The sequence below is a fragment of the Pseudomonas sp. SWRI81 genome (assembly GCF_014268545.1).
Classification (GTDB): domain Bacteria; phylum Pseudomonadota; class Gammaproteobacteria; order Pseudomonadales; family Pseudomonadaceae; genus Aquipseudomonas; species Aquipseudomonas hamedanensis.
The window spans coordinates 193,601-211,825 of the sequence record NZ_JABWQS010000003.1 but is presented as its reverse complement, the minus strand read 5'-3'; the positions used below and the strand labels follow the sequence as shown (position 1 = coordinate 211,825).

18 protein-coding genes are annotated in these 18,225 nt (G+C 60.8%); 3 read left to right on the top strand and 15 right to left on the bottom strand.

Annotated features, from left to right (window positions below; genetic code table 11):
* Positions 1–414: 414 nt before the first annotated feature.
* Genes HU765_RS03570 through cyoA form a run of 8 tightly spaced genes read right to left on the bottom strand, consistent with a single transcriptional unit; the run spans position 415 to position 7,295 of the window.
* A complete protein-coding gene (locus HU765_RS03570) occupies positions 415–1,089 on the bottom strand; it encodes a polysaccharide lyase family 7 protein (protein ID WP_186619063.1) in 675 nt (224 codons plus the stop codon).
* A 25-nt stretch (positions 1,090–1,114) separates the two neighbouring features.
* Entirely contained in the window at positions 1,115–2,263 is a 1,149-nt protein-coding gene (locus HU765_RS03565; protein ID WP_186619062.1) for an MFS transporter, read from the bottom strand.
* A 30-nt stretch (positions 2,264–2,293) separates the two neighbouring features.
* Positions 2,294–2,536, bottom strand: coding sequence for a DUF2934 domain-containing protein (locus HU765_RS03560; RefSeq protein ID WP_186619061.1), 243 nt, complete (start codon positions 2,534–2,536; stop codon positions 2,294–2,296).
* A gap of 45 nt (positions 2,537–2,581) precedes the next feature.
* The gene (gene cyoE / locus HU765_RS03555; RefSeq protein ID WP_186619060.1) at positions 2,582–3,475 is read right to left on the bottom strand and encodes a heme o synthase; all 894 of its coding nucleotides are present in this window, start codon (positions 3,473–3,475) and stop codon (positions 2,582–2,584) included.
* Positions 3,433–3,771 (bottom strand): cytochrome o ubiquinol oxidase subunit IV, encoded by a 339-nt coding sequence (cyoD, locus tag HU765_RS03550; RefSeq protein ID WP_186546386.1) that lies wholly within the window; start codon positions 3,769–3,771, stop codon positions 3,433–3,435. Before cyoD ends, cyoE begins: the two co-directional genes overlap by 43 nt.
* A 1-nt stretch (position 3,772) precedes the next feature.
* Entirely contained in the window at positions 3,773–4,387 is a 615-nt protein-coding gene (gene cyoC, locus HU765_RS03545) for a cytochrome o ubiquinol oxidase subunit III (RefSeq protein WP_186546385.1), read from the bottom strand.
* A 2-nt stretch (positions 4,388–4,389) separates the two neighbouring features.
* Positions 4,390–6,363, bottom strand: coding sequence for a cytochrome o ubiquinol oxidase subunit I (gene cyoB, locus HU765_RS03540; RefSeq protein ID WP_186546384.1), 1,974 nt, complete (start codon positions 6,361–6,363; stop codon positions 4,390–4,392).
* A gap of 2 nt (positions 6,364–6,365) precedes the next feature.
* Complete coding sequence (gene cyoA, locus HU765_RS03535) at positions 6,366–7,295, bottom strand: ubiquinol oxidase subunit II (RefSeq protein WP_186619059.1); 930 nt, start codon at positions 7,293–7,295, stop codon at positions 6,366–6,368.
* A 402-nt stretch (positions 7,296–7,697) separates the two neighbouring features.
* Here cyoA and HU765_RS03530 point away from each other — a divergent pair, with 402 nt between their 5' ends.
* Positions 7,698–8,012 carry a hypothetical protein gene (locus tag HU765_RS03530; RefSeq protein WP_186619058.1) on the top strand — a complete coding sequence of 105 codons (315 nt, stop codon included), beginning with the start codon at positions 7,698–7,700 and terminating at the stop codon, positions 8,010–8,012.
* 56 nt (positions 8,013–8,068) lie between these two features.
* On the opposite strand, the gene HU765_RS03525 is transcribed toward HU765_RS03530, so the two are convergent.
* Both HU765_RS03525 and HU765_RS03520 read right to left on the bottom strand, forming a co-directional pair.
* Positions 8,069–9,238, bottom strand: a complete 1,170-nt coding sequence (locus HU765_RS03525) for a zinc-dependent alcohol dehydrogenase (protein WP_186619057.1) — start codon at positions 9,236–9,238, stop codon at positions 8,069–8,071.
* Positions 9,238–10,068, bottom strand: coding sequence for an SRPBCC family protein (locus HU765_RS03520; protein ID WP_186619056.1), 831 nt, complete (start codon positions 10,066–10,068; stop codon positions 9,238–9,240). The genes HU765_RS03525 and HU765_RS03520 overlap by 1 nt, the downstream gene beginning before the upstream one ends.
* Before the next feature lie 439 nt (positions 10,069–10,507).
* Between HU765_RS03520 and HU765_RS03515 the strand changes: the two genes are divergently transcribed.
* Positions 10,508–11,254, top strand: coding sequence for a gamma-glutamyl-gamma-aminobutyrate hydrolase family protein (locus HU765_RS03515; protein WP_186619055.1), 747 nt, complete (start codon positions 10,508–10,510; stop codon positions 11,252–11,254).
* A gap of 17 nt (positions 11,255–11,271) precedes the next feature.
* On the opposite strand, the gene HU765_RS03510 is transcribed toward HU765_RS03515, so the two are convergent.
* The 4 genes from HU765_RS03510 to xylA form a co-directional block, all read right to left on the bottom strand.
* On the bottom strand, positions 11,272–12,408 hold the full coding sequence (locus HU765_RS03510) for a sugar ABC transporter permease (protein ID WP_186619054.1): 1,137 nt from the start codon (positions 12,406–12,408) through the stop codon (positions 11,272–11,274).
* On the bottom strand, positions 12,409–13,965 hold the full coding sequence (xylG, locus tag HU765_RS03505) for a D-xylose ABC transporter ATP-binding protein (protein WP_186619053.1): 1,557 nt from the start codon (positions 13,963–13,965) through the stop codon (positions 12,409–12,411).
* 159 nt (positions 13,966–14,124) lie between these two features.
* Complete coding sequence (gene xylF / locus HU765_RS03500; RefSeq protein ID WP_186546377.1) at positions 14,125–15,126, bottom strand: D-xylose ABC transporter substrate-binding protein; 1,002 nt, start codon at positions 15,124–15,126, stop codon at positions 14,125–14,127.
* A gap of 134 nt (positions 15,127–15,260) precedes the next feature.
* Complete coding sequence (gene xylA, locus HU765_RS03495; protein ID WP_186619052.1) at positions 15,261–16,577, bottom strand: xylose isomerase; 1,317 nt, start codon at positions 16,575–16,577, stop codon at positions 15,261–15,263.
* A gap of 166 nt (positions 16,578–16,743) precedes the next feature.
* Here xylA and HU765_RS03490 point away from each other — a divergent pair, with 166 nt between their 5' ends.
* Entirely contained in the window at positions 16,744–17,925 is a 1,182-nt protein-coding gene (locus tag HU765_RS03490; protein WP_186619051.1) for a XylR family transcriptional regulator, read from the top strand.
* On the opposite strand, the gene HU765_RS03485 is transcribed toward HU765_RS03490, so the two are convergent.
* Positions 17,918–18,148: a hypothetical protein gene (locus HU765_RS03485; RefSeq protein ID WP_186546374.1), complete on the bottom strand. Its 231-nt coding sequence runs from the start codon at positions 18,146–18,148 to the stop codon at positions 17,918–17,920. The two genes, HU765_RS03490 and HU765_RS03485, sit on opposite strands and share 8 nt — an antisense overlap.
* Positions 18,149–18,225: the final 77 nt, after the last annotated feature.

The following is an 18,225-nucleotide window of genomic DNA, read 5'->3' as shown; positions in this document are numbered from 1 at the left end:
CAGTTGGGGGCGTCTGATATCTGGCGATAAACCAAAGGTCTTCAGACAGATCAAATATCCGATTGATTAAAAAGCAGAAAAATGGACTTATCCGCTTATCGGAATGTTGGATCCAACCAAGTTTTGAATGAAACAAAATGTGTCGCCTTCACCGTTTGCACAAGGCGTGGGCGATTCTCCTGTCACCGGCGTCGGCGATCACGCCTACGCAATATCCAACCTCGTGATTCACCTTCAGCGGGTGTGCCTACCAAGGAATTAATGCCTAAGGAAGGACAGCGAGACAGCCTTGTACAAGAAAACCGGGCCATCGGTTTTCTATGTCTGGGCGCCTTCTTTTCGCTGATCTACAAGTTGATGCGCTAGCTATCTAGCCTCGAAATGATCGAGCGTGACGATAGCTAGCGGCCCCTGTCAGGCGTGGGTGATGGACAGGTCGGTGATAATGCACACCGAGCCGTCGCTCGGGTCGGTGGTGGCGGAGTAATCGATCTGGTTGTACACCCCGCCGTGGAAAGCCAGGGTCTGGGTGTTCCAGGTGTCGTCGAAGCGCAGGATGGCGGAGGTGGACTTAACGCCGTTGCAACTGGCCGACACAGACACGGCACCGTTTGCGTTGGCGTGGATGTTGAGTTGGAACAATGCGCCGAGCGGCACATTTTCCAGCACCGTCGTGTTGACCGGATCCGCTTGCAGAAAGCTCGCGCGGAATCCCAGGGTTATCTTGCCCTTGTTCCAGAACACCTTGAGCGGAGGCTGTTGGGAACCTTTCACGTGTATCTGGCCGATGACCACTTTCTGCAAGGAGTTGACTTTCACCAGGCGCATTTGCTGACGGCACCAGTGGTCAGGCGCACTGGATACCAGCCAGTACCCCGGCTCTTTCCATTCACAGCGGGTGCGCTTGGTGCTCTTGCTGGAGGCACCCAAGGTGGGCGCCGTCATCTGCAACGAGCCGTCCGGCAGCATTGCGATGACTTCAGGGCACTCGAGCAGTGCTCGCGAACCGATCAGTTCCAGCGCAATCGGGTTGGTCGGCGAAATGGGCAGGGGGGTGGTAATGGTGAAATTGCTGATGTCCACAGTCATTGTCGAGCCCTCACTTCATTGGATGTCACCTGTCGGCTCTGTCGAGCCGTGATTGATTCGGCCGCAAGAAAATGGCGCAGCAAGCGGCCACTGCACACGCCATCAAAGCAGTGAAAACCCCGGTCGCCTCCAGCAACGTGCCAAAAAGCGGTGTGCCGGCGGTCTGGCCGAGCGCCAGAACGAGGAAGGGAATACCGAGGCCCAGGTCCGGGCGATCCGGGAACAGACCGATGCCCTGAATCAGGTAGGCGCCAGACGAAACGATGTAAGCCGCGCCGAACAGGCACAGGGCTGCGAAGCCGTACAGCGGCGCGACTGCGGCCGCCGCCAGGGCAAGCGTGCCAAGGGCAATGCCGAGCAGGGCGAGTCCATGGATCCTGGCGATGCCGAATCGACGGGTCAGCACGCCCGTGAAGCCGCCACCGAGACCGGCCACGCCGAGCACTATCCAGGCCCAGGCAATCGCCCCTTCGGTGAAGCCGGATTGACTACGCAGAATGTCAGCGCTGAATGTCCACACCGCCGTGCTCGCCAGCCCCATCAGAAAAGCGCTGCAACTGAGGGCAAGCAAGCCGGGCCTTGCTAGCATGGACCAAGAGACGCTCGGTGCAGCGTCAGTCGCAGCGTCTGGCGCTACGGCGAACCACAACCAGAGCGTTATCGCGACGCCGATCATCGCGAACAGCGCATACAGTTCACGCCATTGCCCGGCGGCCAACATCGCCGCCACGCCGGAGAATACGATGCCGGCCGCCGTTCCGGCGTTGATAACACCATTGGCCCGAGGACGCTGATCGTCGGCGAACTGCGCAGCGACGGCGCTGGCCAGCGGTGGTGACGTCAGGCCGGTGCTCAAGCCGGCGAGCGCGACGCCACAGCCCAGCATCCAACCGTTCGAGGCCTGGACCATCACGGCCATCCCCAGCGACGCCATGGCGCCGGCAATCACCGCCAGCGCACGCGCGCTCAGTCGGCCGTTGCCCAAAAACGTCGCGACAATGCCGACACAGTAAGCGGCGAAGGCACTGCCGCCGATCCATCCAGCGGCCGATACGCTGAGCCCCAGATCCACACGAATTCTTGGCAGCAGCAGTCCATAGGCAAAGCGCGCCAGGCCATACGACAGGGCGGTGAGGGCGAACGCGGCCGCAACCAGATTAATGCCACGTTTCATCCGTTCGCCGCCCGGTTGTGCGCAACGGGGTCATTTCTTCGCCGAAGGCGTTTTGGCGCGAGGCTTTTTCTCCGCTGACGCAGGCGCGTCTCTGGATTTTTTCTTTGGCGCAGGCGGCGCTACGCTGCTGGCGATAGAGCCTGGCAAGCCGTCCGAATCAAACGCATCCAGTTCCGCTTGTGCCTGGAACCAGTGCTCGAAATCCTGACCGTGGGGGCGGCCTTGTTCTTCCCAGATGCGGTAGGCGGTTTTTCTGAGGGTTTCTTCGTCCATATCAGTTCTCCTGCGGATGGAATCGTTGCATGCGCTGACCGCGTGTCAGCCCAGCGTCATGGCAAGGTTAAACCCGAGCACCACCATGATCGACACTGCGAAAATCTTCCGCGCCCAGGCTTTCTGATCGGTTGCCGGGGGGCTGTGCAGCGCGAGCCAGAGCCAGTAGCCGCCGAGGCTCGCCACGAGCAAAAAATACGCCACGCCGAGTCGGCTGATCAGGCCCAGCAAGAGGCTGGCGGCAAGGAACGCAATCATGTAGCCGAGGATCTGCTTGCGCGCCTCGGCGAGCGTCAAGGTCGGCAATCCGGCGGCCTTGAAATCGTCGCGGCGCATCAACGTGATGGCGTGGGAGTGCGGCATTTGCCAGCAACAGAACACCACGATCAGCATCCACGCCGTCGCATCCAGAAGTGCCGTCACGGCGCAATAACCGATCACTGGCGGCATCGCACCGGACAGGCTGCCGACCAGCGTGCCCCAGTGCGAGCGGCGCTTCATCAGGCACGTGTAAATCCCCGCGTAAATCAGCAGACCGACCGCCGCCGCTGCGCACGCGACGGCATTGGTGCGTGTCCACAACAGGCCAAAACCGATCAGGCCGAGCGTCAGGGCATAGCACAGCGCGGTCGGGACCGAGACGGCGCGAATCGCCAGCGCACGGTGGCAGGTACGTACCATGCGCCGGTCGATGTCGCGGTCGACGCAATTGTTGATGACGCAGCCACAACCGATGACCAGCGCCGTTCCCAGTAACGTCGCGAGCAGATGCCCTGGCGCAATCGGCTGCCCGGCGCCGGCCAGGCAATACGCGCCGAACACCGACGCGAGATTGCCGAAGATGATCCCGGGTTTGGTCAGTTCGATACCGACATTGAGCGGCAGCAGCCATTGCTTCAGTGCGCCAGCATGTTGTGATGAATGCTGTCCATGATCCATAACGAGAGCCCCACGAGCAGCACAATGATGACAACGGAAAAGATCAGCGCGATCAGGTTCCAGCGCTGCTCTGCGGCGGTGTCCAGGTGCAGGAAATATTTCAGATGGACGAAAATCTGCACCACCCCCAGCGCGACAACCACCCACGCGGTGAGGTGTCGCGGCAGCGTGGGATACATCACCAGCGCAAACGGGATCGCGGTCAGGACTACCGAAATGATGAACCCGATCAGGTACGAACGGGCGGTGCCATGGCTGGTGCCGGCACTGCTATGAATCGGACTTTGGTTATACATGTCAGACCACCCCCAGCAGATAGACCACGGTAAATACGCAGATCCACACCACATCGAGGAAGTGCCAGAACAGGCTCAGGCAACTCAGGCGCGTGGTGTTGGTATTGGTCAGGCCGCGGCTGCGGATCTGCGCCATCAGCACCGCCATCCACACCAGCCCGCTGAGCACGTGGGCCCCGTGGGTGCCGACCAGGGTGAAGAACGCAGTAAGGAAACCGCTGCGGTCCGGCCCGTAGCCTTCGGCGATCAGGTGATGGAATTCGTTGATTTCCATCGCGATGAAGCCGCAACCCAGAACGAACGTAACCCCCAGCCAGCGCAGCACATGGCCGGTGTGATTGCGGTTCATCGCGAGCATTGCGTAGCCGTAGGTGATGCTGCTCAACAACAGCAGCGCGGTTTCGACCAGCACATACGGCAGCTCGAAAATGTCCACCGTCGAGGGACCGCCCGCCACACTGTCGCGCAACACCGCATAGCCGGCGAACAGCGTGGCGAACAGGATGCAGTCGGTCATCAGGTAGATCCAGAAACCGAACACGCGCATCGAACCCGCATCTTCGTGGCCCTGCTCATGGCTATGGGCGATGTCTTTATCCAGCACGATATTGGACATGATCAGGCCTCCGCCAAGTCTTTGAGACGCGCTTTTTCAATCCGCGCGACTTCTTCAGCCGGCACGAAATAGTCAATGTCTTCGTCGTAGCTGCGCACGATCATCGCCGCCACCGAAGCGACCAGCCCGAAGATCGCCAGCCACCAGATGTGCCACACCAGGGCGAAGCTGCAGATCAGCGCGAACACGCTGATCACCAGACCGGCCGAGGTGTTGCGCGGCATATGTATGGCGCGGTAGTCAGTGTGATTGAGCGTACTGACGCCGCGCTCCTTCATGCCCCAGTAGGCGTCGAGGTCGCTGACTTTCGGTTGCTCGGCAAAGTTGTAGAACGGCGGCGGCGAGGCCGTGGCCCATTCCAGCGTGCGCCCGTCCCACGGATCGCCGGTGAGGTCGCGGTATTTGGCGCGGTTGCGAATGCTGACGAACAGTTGCAGCGCTTGCGCGGTGACGCCGCAGAGAATGATGCCCACCCCCAGCAATTCCAGGAGCAGCCAGGGCTGCCAGTCGGGATTGTCGAAGTGATTGAGGCGCCGGGTCATGCCCATGAAACCGAGAACGTAGGAGGGCATGAAAGCGAAGTAAAAGCCGATCAGCCAGCACCAGAACGCGATGCGCCCGAGCTTGTCGTTGAGACGGAAGCCGAAGGCTTTGGGGAACCAGTACGTCAGCCCGGCCATGTAGCCAAACACCGCGCCACCGATGATGACGTTATGGAAGTGGGCGATCAGGAACAGGCTGTTATGCAACAGGAAGTCGGCACCGGGCACGGCCAGCAGCACACCGGTCATGCCGCCGATGCTGAACGTGACGATAAAGCCGAGGGTCCACAGCATCGGCGTTTCGAAACGTACGCGGCCGCGATACATGGTGAACAGCCAGGTGAAGATTTTCACCCCGGTCGGCACCGCGATGATCATCGTCATGATCCCGAAGAACGCGTTGACGTTGGCCCCGGCGCCCATGGTGAAGAAGTGGTGCAGCCAGACAACGAACGAGAGAATCGTGATCGCGATCGTTGCCCACACCAGTGAAACGTAACCGAACAGGCGCTTGCTGCTGAAGGTCGCGGCGATCTCGGAAAAGACCCCGAACGCCGGCAGGATCAGGATGTATACCTCCGGATGGCCCCAGGCCCAGATGAGGTTGACGTACATCATCGGGTTGCCGCCGGCCTCGTTGGTGAAGAAGTGCATGCCCAGATAACGGTCGAGCGTAAGCATCAGCAGCGTTGCGGTGAGGATCGGGAACGCCGCAAGAATCAGCACCGAGGTGCACAACGCGTTCCAGGTGAACACCGGCATTTTGAACAGGGTCATGCCCTCGGTGCGCATCTTCAGGATGGTCACAAAGAAATTGACCCCGGTCAGTAGCGTGCCGATCCCGGATATCTGTAATGACCAGATGTAATAGTCGACGCCGACCCCGGGGCTATAGCCCAGTTCGGATAAGGGCGGGTAGGCGACCCAGCCGGTGCGGGCAAATTCGCCGACGCCCAGGGAGATGTTCACCAACGCCGCGCCGACCACGAACAGCCAGAAACTCAGTGCGTTGAGAAACGGGTAAGCCACATCGCGCGCACCAATCTGCAGGGGCACGACGATGTTCATCAGGCCGACCACGAACGGCATGGCCATGAAGAAAATCATGATCACGCCATGGGCGGTGAAGATCTGGTCGTAGTGTTCCGGTGGCAGATAGCCCGGCCCGCCACTGGAGGCCATCGCCTGCTGAGTGCGCATCATGATTGCGTCGGAGAAGCCACGCAGCAGCATGACCAGCGCGACGATGATGTACATGCAGCCGATTTTCTTGTGGTCGACTGAGGTGAACCACTCACGCCAGAGGTAACCCCACTTGCGCTTCCAGGTGACGGTGCCGATCAGGGCAAAACCCATCAGGCCAACGATGGCCAGGGTGTACATGACAATCGGCTCGTGCAATGGAACGGCGTCCCACGAAAGTTTCCCGAACATTATTAACGCTCCTCGGCCAGCAGACTCGGTTGTTGATCGGCGCGCTTGTCATCGCTGTTGCGTTGCACCTGACTGTCTTTGGCACGGGGTGCCTTGTTCATGCCTTCATACTTGTCGACGATGTCCAGAAACAGCCGATCCTGAACGGCCGAGTAATAAGTAATCCGGTGGGCGACGGAAGGTTTGGCCAACTGCGCATAACTGGCGTGATCAAGTTTTTGTGGCGCGCTTTTGACTTTGTTGACCCACGCTTCGTAATCCGCGCCAGTGAGCGACAACGTACTGAAGTGCATGTCGGAGAAACCATGGCCGTTATAGTTGGCGGCAATCCCGCGAAACTGGCCGGTTTCGTTGGCAATCAAATGCAACTTGGTCTGCATGCCCGCCATTGCATAAATCTGGCCGCCCAGCGCCGGGATGAAAAACGAAGTCATCGCTGCATCCGAAGTCACGGTAAAACTCACCGGGGTATTGACCGGCACCGCCAGTTCATTGACCGAAGCGATGCCTAGGTCGGGGTAGATGAACAACCATTTCCAGTCAGTCGCCACGACCTGCACGTTGAGCGGTGGCGTGTCCGAATCCAGCGGTCGATAAGGGTCCAGCGAGTGGGTGGTTTCCCACGTCACCCAGCCCAGCACGCAAATGATCAGGAACGGCACGCCCCAGACCACTGCCTCGATCTTGTGCGAGCTGGCCCAGCGCGGCGAGTACTTGGCCTTCTTGTTGGTGGCGCGGTAACGGTAGGCAAACACGAACATCATGACAATCACCGGTATCACTACCAGCAGCATGAGGCCCGTTGCGAGAATGATGAGGTCGCGCTCGTCCCGGGCAACCTGGCCCTTGGGATTGAACACGATCAGATTGCAACCGGCGAGCAGAACGCTGGTAGCGAGATAGACCAGGCAATAGCTGATTGTTCGCTTCATATAGGCTCCTGTTCTAAGTATCGATCCTTTTAACGTCGTAACGGCGACGCGTGTTTATCCCGGGGTAATAGCGCTTCGCTTGTTGGGTAAGCGAAGCGAAGTGGGCCCGTTATATTCTTTCGGCAACAGTTTGCCGTGGACAGAAAGCACTATTTCTGTACCGGTTTATTACCGTGGGGCTGACTAACGAGTAGTAGTTGAGCTCGCCTGGGCCTCGAAATTTTTGAATAAGCGCTCAGGCATTGGTTTGACAAAATGTTTCGCAAACTGACGAACGGTTGAACTAGCGAAACGGCAGAGGGGAACTAGCGAGTTATGCTGAAAATGCCTCTCGGCAAACCGGGAATCATCCAGCGAGAGGGTGGGTCTTTGAAGAGAGCGGATTCACTTCAGGAGTACGACATGTTCATACGCGGCGAAACCTACAGGAAATGGAAGGCGACGGAAAAGGACGAAAAGTGCCATACGGAAGAGGTCGAAAACGGCTGTCACATCGAAGTGCGGACACGGGAGGCGGAGGATGGCGACATTGAAATGTTCATCAGCGTCTACACCGCGACCGGTGAATGCGCCCACGAGCGAATCAAAAAACTGCCGGGCATCGAGTGGACCGTTGAAGACGCGCTCAAGCGCGGTATCGACCAGGCGGAGCGAATTGCCGGTGGCGAGTCAGGCCGGTTGCCGTGCGCCGATGCGCATAATCACGCGGACGACTAGGTTGGCAACGCCACTGCTGCCGGCAACGCCTGCCGGCGTCAGTGGCGCTGTGCTCATCATGGTTTGAATACGGCTCGCAGGCACTGGTCGGTTTTTTCCTTGAACATCTGATAGCCCTGCGCGCCATCCTCCAGGCTCATGGGGTGGGTAAGCAACCACGAGGGGTCGAGTTCGCCTTTCTGGATGTGTTCGAACAAGGTCGGCGCGTAGCGTTGCCCTGGCTGCTGCCCGGACTTGAGCGTCAGGGCCTTGTTGACAATCGCGCCCATCGGGAATTTATCGAGCAGGCCGCCGTACACACCGACCACCGACACCGTGCCGCCCTTGCGACAGGCGCGAATGGCCTGACGCAGCACCGTGCCGCGCTCGGTGTGCAGGCGCAGCATCTGCTTGGTTTTGTCGTAGGCGTAATCGATCTCGGTGCCGTGGGCCTCCATGCCGACGCAATCGATGCAACGATCCGGCCCGCGTCCGCCGGTCAGTTCCAACAGGGCTTCGTGGACGTTGGTGCGTTCGTAGTTGATGGTGATCGCCTTGCCACGTTCTTCGGCCAGACGCAGGCGGTCCGGGTAGCGGTCGATCGCAATCACCCGTTCTGCACCGAGCAGATAGGCGCTGCAGATCGCCATCAGCCCGACCCCGCCGCAGCCCCACACCGCCACCGTGTCGCCCGGCTGGATCCCGGCGTTGTCGGCGGCGAAATAGCCGGTTGGCGCGGCGTCGGACACGAACAACGCCTGTTCGTCGCGTACGCCTTCAGGCACTTTGAACAGGTTGGTGTCGGCGTACGGCACGCGCACGTAGGTGGCATGGCTGCCCGGATACCCGCCGAAGGCATGGCTGTAGCCGATGATGCCGCAGCACGGTTGGCCATAGGCGAGGTCGGTCGCCGAGGGGTTGGGGTTGGAGTTGTCGCAGCAGGAAAAATCGCTGCGCTGACAGTGTTCGCAATGTCCGCAGCCGATGATCGAAATGGTGATGACCTTGTCACCCTTGCGCAGGCCGTTGACGCCGGGCCCGACTTCGACGATCTCGCCCATGAATTCATGGCCGATGATATCGCCCGGCTTCATCGCCGGAACGTAACCGCCGAGCAAATGCAGATCGGAGCCGCACACCGACGACAGTGTCACGCGGATGATTGCATCGCGCGGGTTGAGGATCGCCGGATCGGCCACGTTGTCGACTTGCAGACGGTTGGGGGCTTGCCAGGTAAGTGCGCGCATCAGTGAATCCCTCCTTCAATCACCACGCCGGTCTTGACCGATTGCTGGCCGGCGGTGTCCGTGCTTTCGCCGTGGACATAAAAGAAATCATCGTCGCCTTCGGGGCGCAGTCGGTTGTTGCTGACTTCGCCGGTTTCCATTTGCTGTTTTATCGCTTGCAGGCCGTTGAGCAAGGCCTTGTCGCTGAACAGGCTGATGGCCCGGGCGAGACCGTAGCCGAGTTTGCCCATCGACGGTTTGCAGGCGATCACGGCTTTGACTTCGGTGCCGCGACCGGCCGGCGCAGGCGTGAGCGATACCGAGATATCGTGCTGCCAGCGCGACTCGGCCGAGGTCTGCCAATGCAGTGAATTGCCGCTCTCGGCAGGCTGACGGACCAGCGTCCAGTGCAGACGCCGCCCGGCGGGCGCGCGGACCGTCCAGCGCGTGGTGTCGGGCGTCAGTTGTTCGACGCTGTCGACCCAGCGCAGCAGCGGGCCGATATTGTCGACACGGGCGATAAAGTCCCAGACTTCTTCCAGCGGTCGCATGATGGTCACGCTGCGGGTAATGGCTTCGCTGACCGGCCAGTGGTGCTCACGGCTGAACTGCTGCTCGAACGGCGTGGGCGTCAGCGCCTGTTTCAAACGGCAATGGCCGGCAACGCCGCGCCACACGCCATACGCCCCGGCCACGATCTCCAGAGCACCGGCCAGGCCACCCTTGCGCCAGCCATGCGTCAACAACGCGGCCCCGGCCGTCAGCGACAACGCACGCTCGGCGCCGGTCATCGCCCCGCGCTGCTGGCTGTTGTTTCGGGAGTGAGTCGCTATCAGCGGATGGTCAGTCATGTTGCAGTCCTCCATCGGTGTGTTAGCGATAGAAAAAACGCCGCCGTTTGAGGTTCAACTGTATTCGTGCGTGACGGGATGAGAGGTCGTTTGCCAGTGGCTGGATCCAGAAAAAACCATGCGGGAGCGGGCTTGCTCGCGAAGGCGATCTGTCAGTTGGAGAAGTGGCGACTGACCCGGCGCTTTCGCGAGCAGGCTCACTCCTACAGGTTTTATTGTGTGTCAGCAGGTTGTGTGTGCAGCGGCAATCCATGTGGGAGCGAGCTTGCTCGCGAAGGCAATCTTTCAGCCAGAGCAGTGCTGGCTGACCCAGCGCTTTCGCGAGCAAGCCCGTTCCCGCAGGTGGGATCGGCTGCGGTCGAAACTAAATGAACGCACCGGCTCGCAGCGCAATCCACATAGGGACAAGCACTGATAACAGCACAACGGGGGTGTTCACATGTCTCGTCTGCCCATCATCGGGGTCACGGCCTGTTCCTCGCAGATCGGTCCGCACGCCGTGCAAATGAATGACGACAAGAATTCGCAGGCGGTGGCCACGGCGGCGAAGGGGTTGCCGCTGATTCTGCCGATGTTTCCCGACTTGCTCGACCCGGCGCAGATCATCGCCAGCCTCGACGGTCTGCTGTTCACCGGCGCGCCGTCGAACATCGAACCGCATCACTATGGTGGCCGCCCGAACCCGCCGGGCACCGAGCACGATCCGGCGCGCGATCAATTGGCGCTGCCGCTATGGCGCGCGGCCGTTGACGCCGGTTTACCGGTGCTCGGCCTGTGCCGGGGGTTGCAGGAACTGAACGTGGCGTTCGGCGGAACGCTTGATCAGCAACTCGACGAACCGGGGCCGGAACACGAACCGCCCAGCGACGAATCAATCGAGGAACAATACGCTCGCACCCACGACGTGACCGTGCAACCGGGCGGTGTGCTGTCGCGGCTGGGCTTGAACGGGGTGATCAAAGTCAATTCAGTGCACGGACAAGGCATCGGGCGAGTCGCCGAAGGCCTGCGTATCGAGGCGATCGCCGAGGACGGCTTGATTGAAGCGCTGTCGGTGGAAGGCAGCAAGGGCTTCGCCCTGGCGGTGCAATGGCACCCGGAATGGCACGTGATGGACAATGCCGATTACCGGGTGATTTTCCATGCTTTCGGCGAGGCCTGCCGCCAGCGCGCCCAGTCACGCTAGCGGGCGGCCCGGAACGCTCAGCGCCGGGCGGTGCGGGTGCTGACATCGACCCACACGGCGAGCACCAGGATGCTGCCCTTGACGATCATCTGCCAGTAACTGTCGACGTCGAGCATCGACATGCCATTGTCGAGGCTGGTGATCACCAGGGCCCCGAGCAGGGCGCCGTACACCGTGCCCGATCCGCCGCGCATCGAGGTGCCGCCGATAAAGCACGCGGCAATGGCGTCGAGTTCGCCCATGCTGCCCGCCGACGGCGAACCGGCCGCCAGGCGCGCGGTATTGACCATCCCGGCCAACGCACACATCACCCCCATGATGCCGAAAATCCATAATTTCACTGCCTGCACATTGATGCCCGACAGGCGCGTCGCCTCCATATTGCTGCCCACCGAATACACCCGACGGCCAAACACGGTCTGGCTGGTGACGTAGCTGAACACACCGAGCAGCACCAACAGCAGCAACACCGGCACCGGAATCCCGTCGTAGCTGTTGAGGGTCACGACGAACCCGGTGATTACCGCGCCGATCAGCACCACCCGCAGTCCATCCCGCACCAATGAATGCGCGGCCAATCCATGCAGCGCGCGGTTGCGGCGTTGCTTCCAGGTCAGGAACAGCGTCAGTGCGAACAGCACAATGCCCAACCCGCTGCCCACCGCGTGCGGCAGATAACCCTGGCCGACATACACCAGTTCCGGCGACACCGGGGCGATGGTCGTGCCGCCGGTAATCCCCAGCAAGATGCCGCGAAACGCCAGCATGCCGCCCAGGCCGACGATGAACGAAGGGATGCGCAGATAGGCGGTCATGTAGCCGTTGGCCAGGCCGATCATCAAGCCACACAGCGCGACCAGACTGAGGTTGGCCAGCAGCGGAATATGGTAGACAACGTCCAGAATCGCCGCCAGCCCGCCGAGCAAACCCAGCAGCGAGCCGACTGACAAATCGATCTCGCCGCTGATGATCACCAGCACCATGCCGCAGGCGAGAATCCCGGTGATCGACATTTGCCGCAGCAGGTTGGAGAGGTTGCGCGGGGTGAGGAAACCACCCTCGGTCTGCCAACTGAAGAACAGCCAGATCAGCGCCACGGCGATGACCAGCGCGAGCATTTTGTAGCGGGTGAACAGTTGTTTGACCTGATTCATCTACGCGGACTTCCGATCATTATGGTGATGCCCATCGGGTTGGCTGAGCGCGGCGGCGAGCACCTGTTCCTGGGTCAATTGCTGGTTGATGAAGTCGCCGCGCAGGCGGCCATCGCCGATCACCAGCACGCGGTCGGACACCCCGAGCACTTCGGCCAGTTCCGACGACACCATGATGATCGCCACCCCTTCGGCAGCCAGCGCGCCCATCAGCTTGTAGATTTCGTACTTGGCGCCGACGTCGACGCCACGGGTCGGCTCGTCGAGAATCAGCACCTTCGGTTTGGTCAGCAGCATCTTCGCCAGCACGGCTTTTTGCTGGTTGCCGCCCGAGAGGCTGGTGATCGGCAGAAACGGGCTGGCGGTTTTCAAGTGCAGGCGCGAGATTTCCCGCTCGATGCTGCCCAGTTCGGCTTCGGCGTCGATGCGTGTCAGTTTCGAATAGCTGTCGAGGACCGCCAGGGTGATGTTCTGCCCGACGCCCAGATCCGGAATGATGCCTTGACGCTTGCGGTCCTCGGGGACCATGCACAGGCCGGCGCGGATCGCTTTGAGCGGCGTGCGCGTGTCGATGCACTGACCCTCCAGCCACACCTGCGCTTCGTAGCGCCCCGGATAGGCGCCGAACAGCGCGGACACCAGCTCTGTGCGCCCGGCACCGACCAGGCCGGCAATGCCGAGTATTTCGCCACGCCTGAGAACGAACGACACGTCGTCGACGCGTTTGCGCTTCGGGCTGTCGACGTCATAGCAGGTGACGTGGCGTGCCTCGAAAATAACCTCGCCGATCGCGTGCGGTTCGGTGGGGTAGAGGTTGGCCATTTCGCGTCCGACCATTTGCGTGATGATCTGCGCGATGTCCATGTCGGCCATGGCCGTGGTCGCGATATGCCGACCGTCGCGAATCACCGCAATGGTGTCGCACACCGCAGCCACTTCATCGAGTTTGTGCGAGATGTAAACACAGGCGACGCCCTTGGCCTTGAGGTCGTGGATGATGTCGAGCAACACCTCGATTTCCGAGCGGGTCAGGGCAGAGGAGGGCTCGTCGAGAATCAACAGGCGCGCCTGTTTGTTCAAGGCCTTGGCGATTTCCACCAGTTGCTGGTAACCCCCGCCGTACTGCGAAACCGGCAGCGAGACGTTCATGTCCGGCACTTTCAGCTCGCGCATCAGGGCTTCGGCGCGGTGGATCATCGCCGGGTAATTCATGCGCCCGCCGGGCAAGGTCAGTTCATGGCCCATGAAAATGTTTTCGGCCACGGACAGGTCGGGCACCAGGGTCAGTTCCTGATGGATGATGACGATGCCGGCCGCTTCCGTTTCGCTGATCGACTGCGCGCGCAGCGGCTGGCCATCCCAGAGGATTTCACCGTCCCAGGTGCCGTAGGGATAGACCGCCGACAGCACCTTCATCAACGTTGACTTGCCGGCGCCATTCTCGCCGCACAGGCCCACGCATTCACCGGGCCTGACCTTGATATCAATGCCATTGAGGGCTTTGACACCGCCGAAGGATTTGACGATGCCGTTCATTTGCAGCAGATAGTCGGACATGGGAGAGGCTCACAGACCAAGACTCGGACACTGGACCTGTGGGAGCGAGCCTGCTCGCGAAAGCGTCAGTCCAGACACTGCTTTGCTGACTGACATACCGTCTTCGCGAGCAGGCTCGCTCCCACAAGGGTTGTGCATGATCAGAACGTTACGGTCTGATCACTTCCCGGCGATCTGTGCCTTGGTGTAGAAGCCGTCCTGTTCGAGCAGGTCGATGTTGTCCTTGGTCAACGCGGTGGGCGTGAGCAGGATGGTGTCGACTTTTTTGCTGCCATTGTCGTACTGCGAGCTATAGGTCGGTTTTTCGTTGCGCGCCAGTTGCACCGACAGCTTGGCGGCTTCGGAGGCGATCAGTTTCAGTGGCTTGTAGACGGTCATGGTCTGCGTGCCGTCGATGACTCGCTTCACAGCGGCAAGGTCGGCGTCCTGGCCGGAGATCGGCACCTTGCCGGCCAGCTTCTGCGCGGCCAGCGCCTGGATTGCGCCGCCGGCGGTGGCGTCGTTGGAGGCGACGATGCCGTCGATTTTGTTGTTGTTACGGGTCAGTGCGTTTTCGACGATGCTCAGCGCCTCGGTCGGGTTCCATTCCTTGACCCATTGCTGGCCGACGATTTTGATGTCGCCTTTGTCGATCGCCGGTTGCAGCACCTTCATCTGGCCTTCACGCAGGATCTTCGCGTTGTTGTCGGTCGGCGCGCCACCGAGCAGGAAGTAATTGCCCTTCGGCGCAGCCTTGAGCACACCGCCGGCCTGCATCTCGCCGACTTTTTCGTTATCGAAGGAAATGTAGGCGTCGACATCGGCGTTAAGAATCAAGCGGTCATACGACACCACTTTGATCCCGGCCTTCTTCGCCTCGGCGACCGCATTGGTCAGCACGGTGGCATTGAACGGCACGATGACGATCACGTCGACGCCACGGGAAATCAGGTTTTCGATTTGTGAAATCTGCTTCTGCTCGTTGGCATCGGCCGATTGCACAAAGACCTTGGCGTTCATTTTCTCCGCCGCCGCGACGAAATAATCGCGGTCGCGCGACCAGCGTTCGAGGCGCAGGTCATCGATGGAAAAACCGATTTTCGGGTTGGCCGAGTCGGCCATGACCGGTAACGAGAGCAGGGCGAGGGCGCCGGCGAGCAAGGTACGTTTGGCTTTGTTCATGGTGGTGCGTCCTTTTATTGTTGTTGGAAGACACTGCCTGACGAGGCGCATGGTGCGCCAGAAACTGTAGAACGTTGATCGAGGTTCGCGGCGACAGAATTGTCATGGAAATGTCACCGCGACCCGCGTCGTGCTCAGGAATAAATGAACCGGTTGACGACGTTCTCGAGCATCTCCTGGCGGCCGCTGACGGCGTGTGGGTTGAGCTCGTTGCTGAAGGCGTGTTCGGCCAGCGACTCGAGACTGAATTCGCCAGCCAGCACCGCCTGCCCTAACGGTTGTTGCCAGCCGGCGTAACGCTGATCCTTGAATTTTTGCAGGCGGTCGTCCTGGACCATCGCAGCGGCGCGTTCCAGCGCCAGGGCGAGCACGTCCATGGCGGCAACGTGGCCGTGGAACAGGTCGACGTCGTCGAGACTCTGGCGGCGCACCTTGGAATCGAAGTTGAAGCCGCCATGGGTGAAACCTCCGGCCTTGAGGATTTCATAGGTGGCCAGGGTCATTTCCTCGACGCTGTTGGGGAACTGATCGGTGTCCCAGCCGTTCTGTGGGTCGCCGCGGTTGGCGTCGATGCTGCCGAAGATGCCCAGCGACGTCGCCGTGGCGATTTCATGGTGGAAACTGTGCCCGGCAAGCGTTGCGTGGTTGGCTTCGATGTTGACCTTGATTTCGTTTTCCAGACCGTACTGCTGGAGAAAGCCGAACACCGTGGCGGTGTCGTAATCGTACTGATGCTTGGTCGGCTCCTGCGGTTTCGGTTCGATCAGCAGGTCGCCCTTGAAGCCGATCTTGTGCTTGTGCTCGACCACCATGCGCATGAAGCGCCCGAGTTGTTCGCGCTCGCGTTTGAGGTCGGTATTGAGCAAGGTTTCATAGCCTTCGCGACCGCCCCAGAGCACGTAGTTCGAACCCTTGAGGCGCTGTGTCGCGTTCATTGCGCTGAACACCTGGGCGGCGGCGCAGGCGAAAATCTGCGGGTCGGGATTGCTCGCGGCGCCAGCGGCGAAGCGCGGATTGCTGAAGCAGTTGGCGGTGCCCCACAGCAGCTTGATACCCGACTGCTCTTGATGACGCTCCAGATGATCGACCATCTGCGCAAAGTTATGGCGGTATTCACGCAGGGAGTTGCCTTCGGGGGCGACGTCTGTGTCGTGGAAGCAGTAATAATCGATGCCCAGTTTGCTGAAGAATTCGAACGCCGCCTCGGCCTTGCCGATCGCCAATTCCATGGGGTCACCACTGCGCTGCCAGGGCCGCTTGAACGTACCGGCGCCGAACACGTCGGAACCCGGCCAGACGAACGTGTGCCAGTAGCAGACCGCCATGCGCAGGTGCTCGCGCATCGGTTTGCCGAGGACGACTTTATCGGCGTCATAGTGGCGGAAGGCGAGGGCGGATTCGCTGGCGGGGCCCTCGTAGCGGATCTTGTCGACATCGGGGAAAAACGACATGGGGCGGTCCTTTGTTGTTCTTGGTGTGCCTCGATACTAGCAACGGCGCAGGGGGTGCTGATTATGAAAATCACCAACCGGGTGTGCGATTTTGACTATTGAGCTTCGCCGCGCGCGGGCCTAGTCTGTGTCGATCGCCTCGGCATCGAACGCCCGGATCCGACCCATGAAAACCGTCCCGCCCGTGCACCGCATCGCCCTGTTGTTCAACGGCAACAAGATCTACGACCGCGGCATCATCAGCGGCATCGGCAACTACCTGAGCAGCACGCGCGCGTCCTGGGATCTGTTTCTCGAGGAGGATTTTCTTTGTCGCCTGAAAGGCATCGAGCGCTGGCAGGGCGACGGGATCATTGCCGACTTCGACGATCCGCTGATCGGCGAAGCGTTGGCTGGCATCAACAGGCCGGTGGTCGCAGTGGGCGGTTCTTATCAGGATGCGCGGGCCTACCCCAAGGGCATTCCCTACGTGGCGACCGATAACGACGCCCTGATGAAAATGGCCTACGAGCATTTGATCGAGGCCGGACTGACGCGGTTTGCCTGCTTCAGCCTGCCCGAGGCGCAAGCCAACCGCTGGGCGCAAGAGCGCGAAAAAGCCTTTCGCCGTTTGATGCAGCGCGATGGCCTGGAGGTTGAGATCTATCGCGGCATGGGCACCAGCGCGCCGCTGTGGGACAGCGCCGTCGAACAACAGATCGCCTGGCTGCAAAGCTTGCCCAAACCGGTGGGGATTATCGCCGTCAGTGACGCCCGGGCGCGGCAGTTGCTCCAGGCTTGCCTGACCGCCGGCATCGCAGTGCCCGAGCAAGTCGCGTTGATTGGCATCGATAACGATCCGCTGACCCGCAGTCTGACCCGCGTGCCGTTGAGTTCAGTGATTCAGGGCACCGAGACCATGGGCCGCACCGCCGCGCATCTGCTCCATCAGATGCTGCACGGCATGCCGTCCACGGGGACACAGATCCTCATCCCGCCGGACGCGATCAATGTGCAGACCTCAAGCCTGCATCAGCCGTTGGGCAATCCGTATGTGATGCAAGCGCTGTTGTTCATTCGTCAGTACGCGTGTCAGGGCATCAAGACGGCGCAAGTGGCCGGTTATGTCGGCATTTCGCGCTCATCCCTGGAAGCACATTTTCGCAAGGTCCGTGGTTGCAGCGTGCACGACGAGATCCTGCGCTTCAAACTGGCGGCCGCGGCCAGTGGCCTGAACCATACCGGCGCGGCCATTGCCGACATCGCGCGCAGTTGCGGTTTTAAATCCGCGCAATATCTGCACACGGTGTTCCGCCGTGAATTTGGCTGCACGCCGCGCGAATATCAGCAGGGCGACCGGCCTATCTGAAACGTGGCAGCGGCCGGTCGACGGGCTTGAGCGACGACAGCGTGTTGCGGATCAGCGGCGTGTCTTTTTCGATATCGTTCAGGCGGTCGCGGATGCGCAGCGCGGTGGGGTGGCCGCCTTGGTGATCGACCCAGTCGGCGATCTCCTTGCAAGCGGCGGCGAGGCGCGCCTGGCGGGCGTCGAGCAGGGTGAGGAGGGTGGTGATGGACTCTTTTTCGGACATGGAACACCTCCATTCAAGAACATCAGTGAGTGATAGCCAAAGGCCGGCGAGTCACAGCTGATTTCAGTATAGACCCG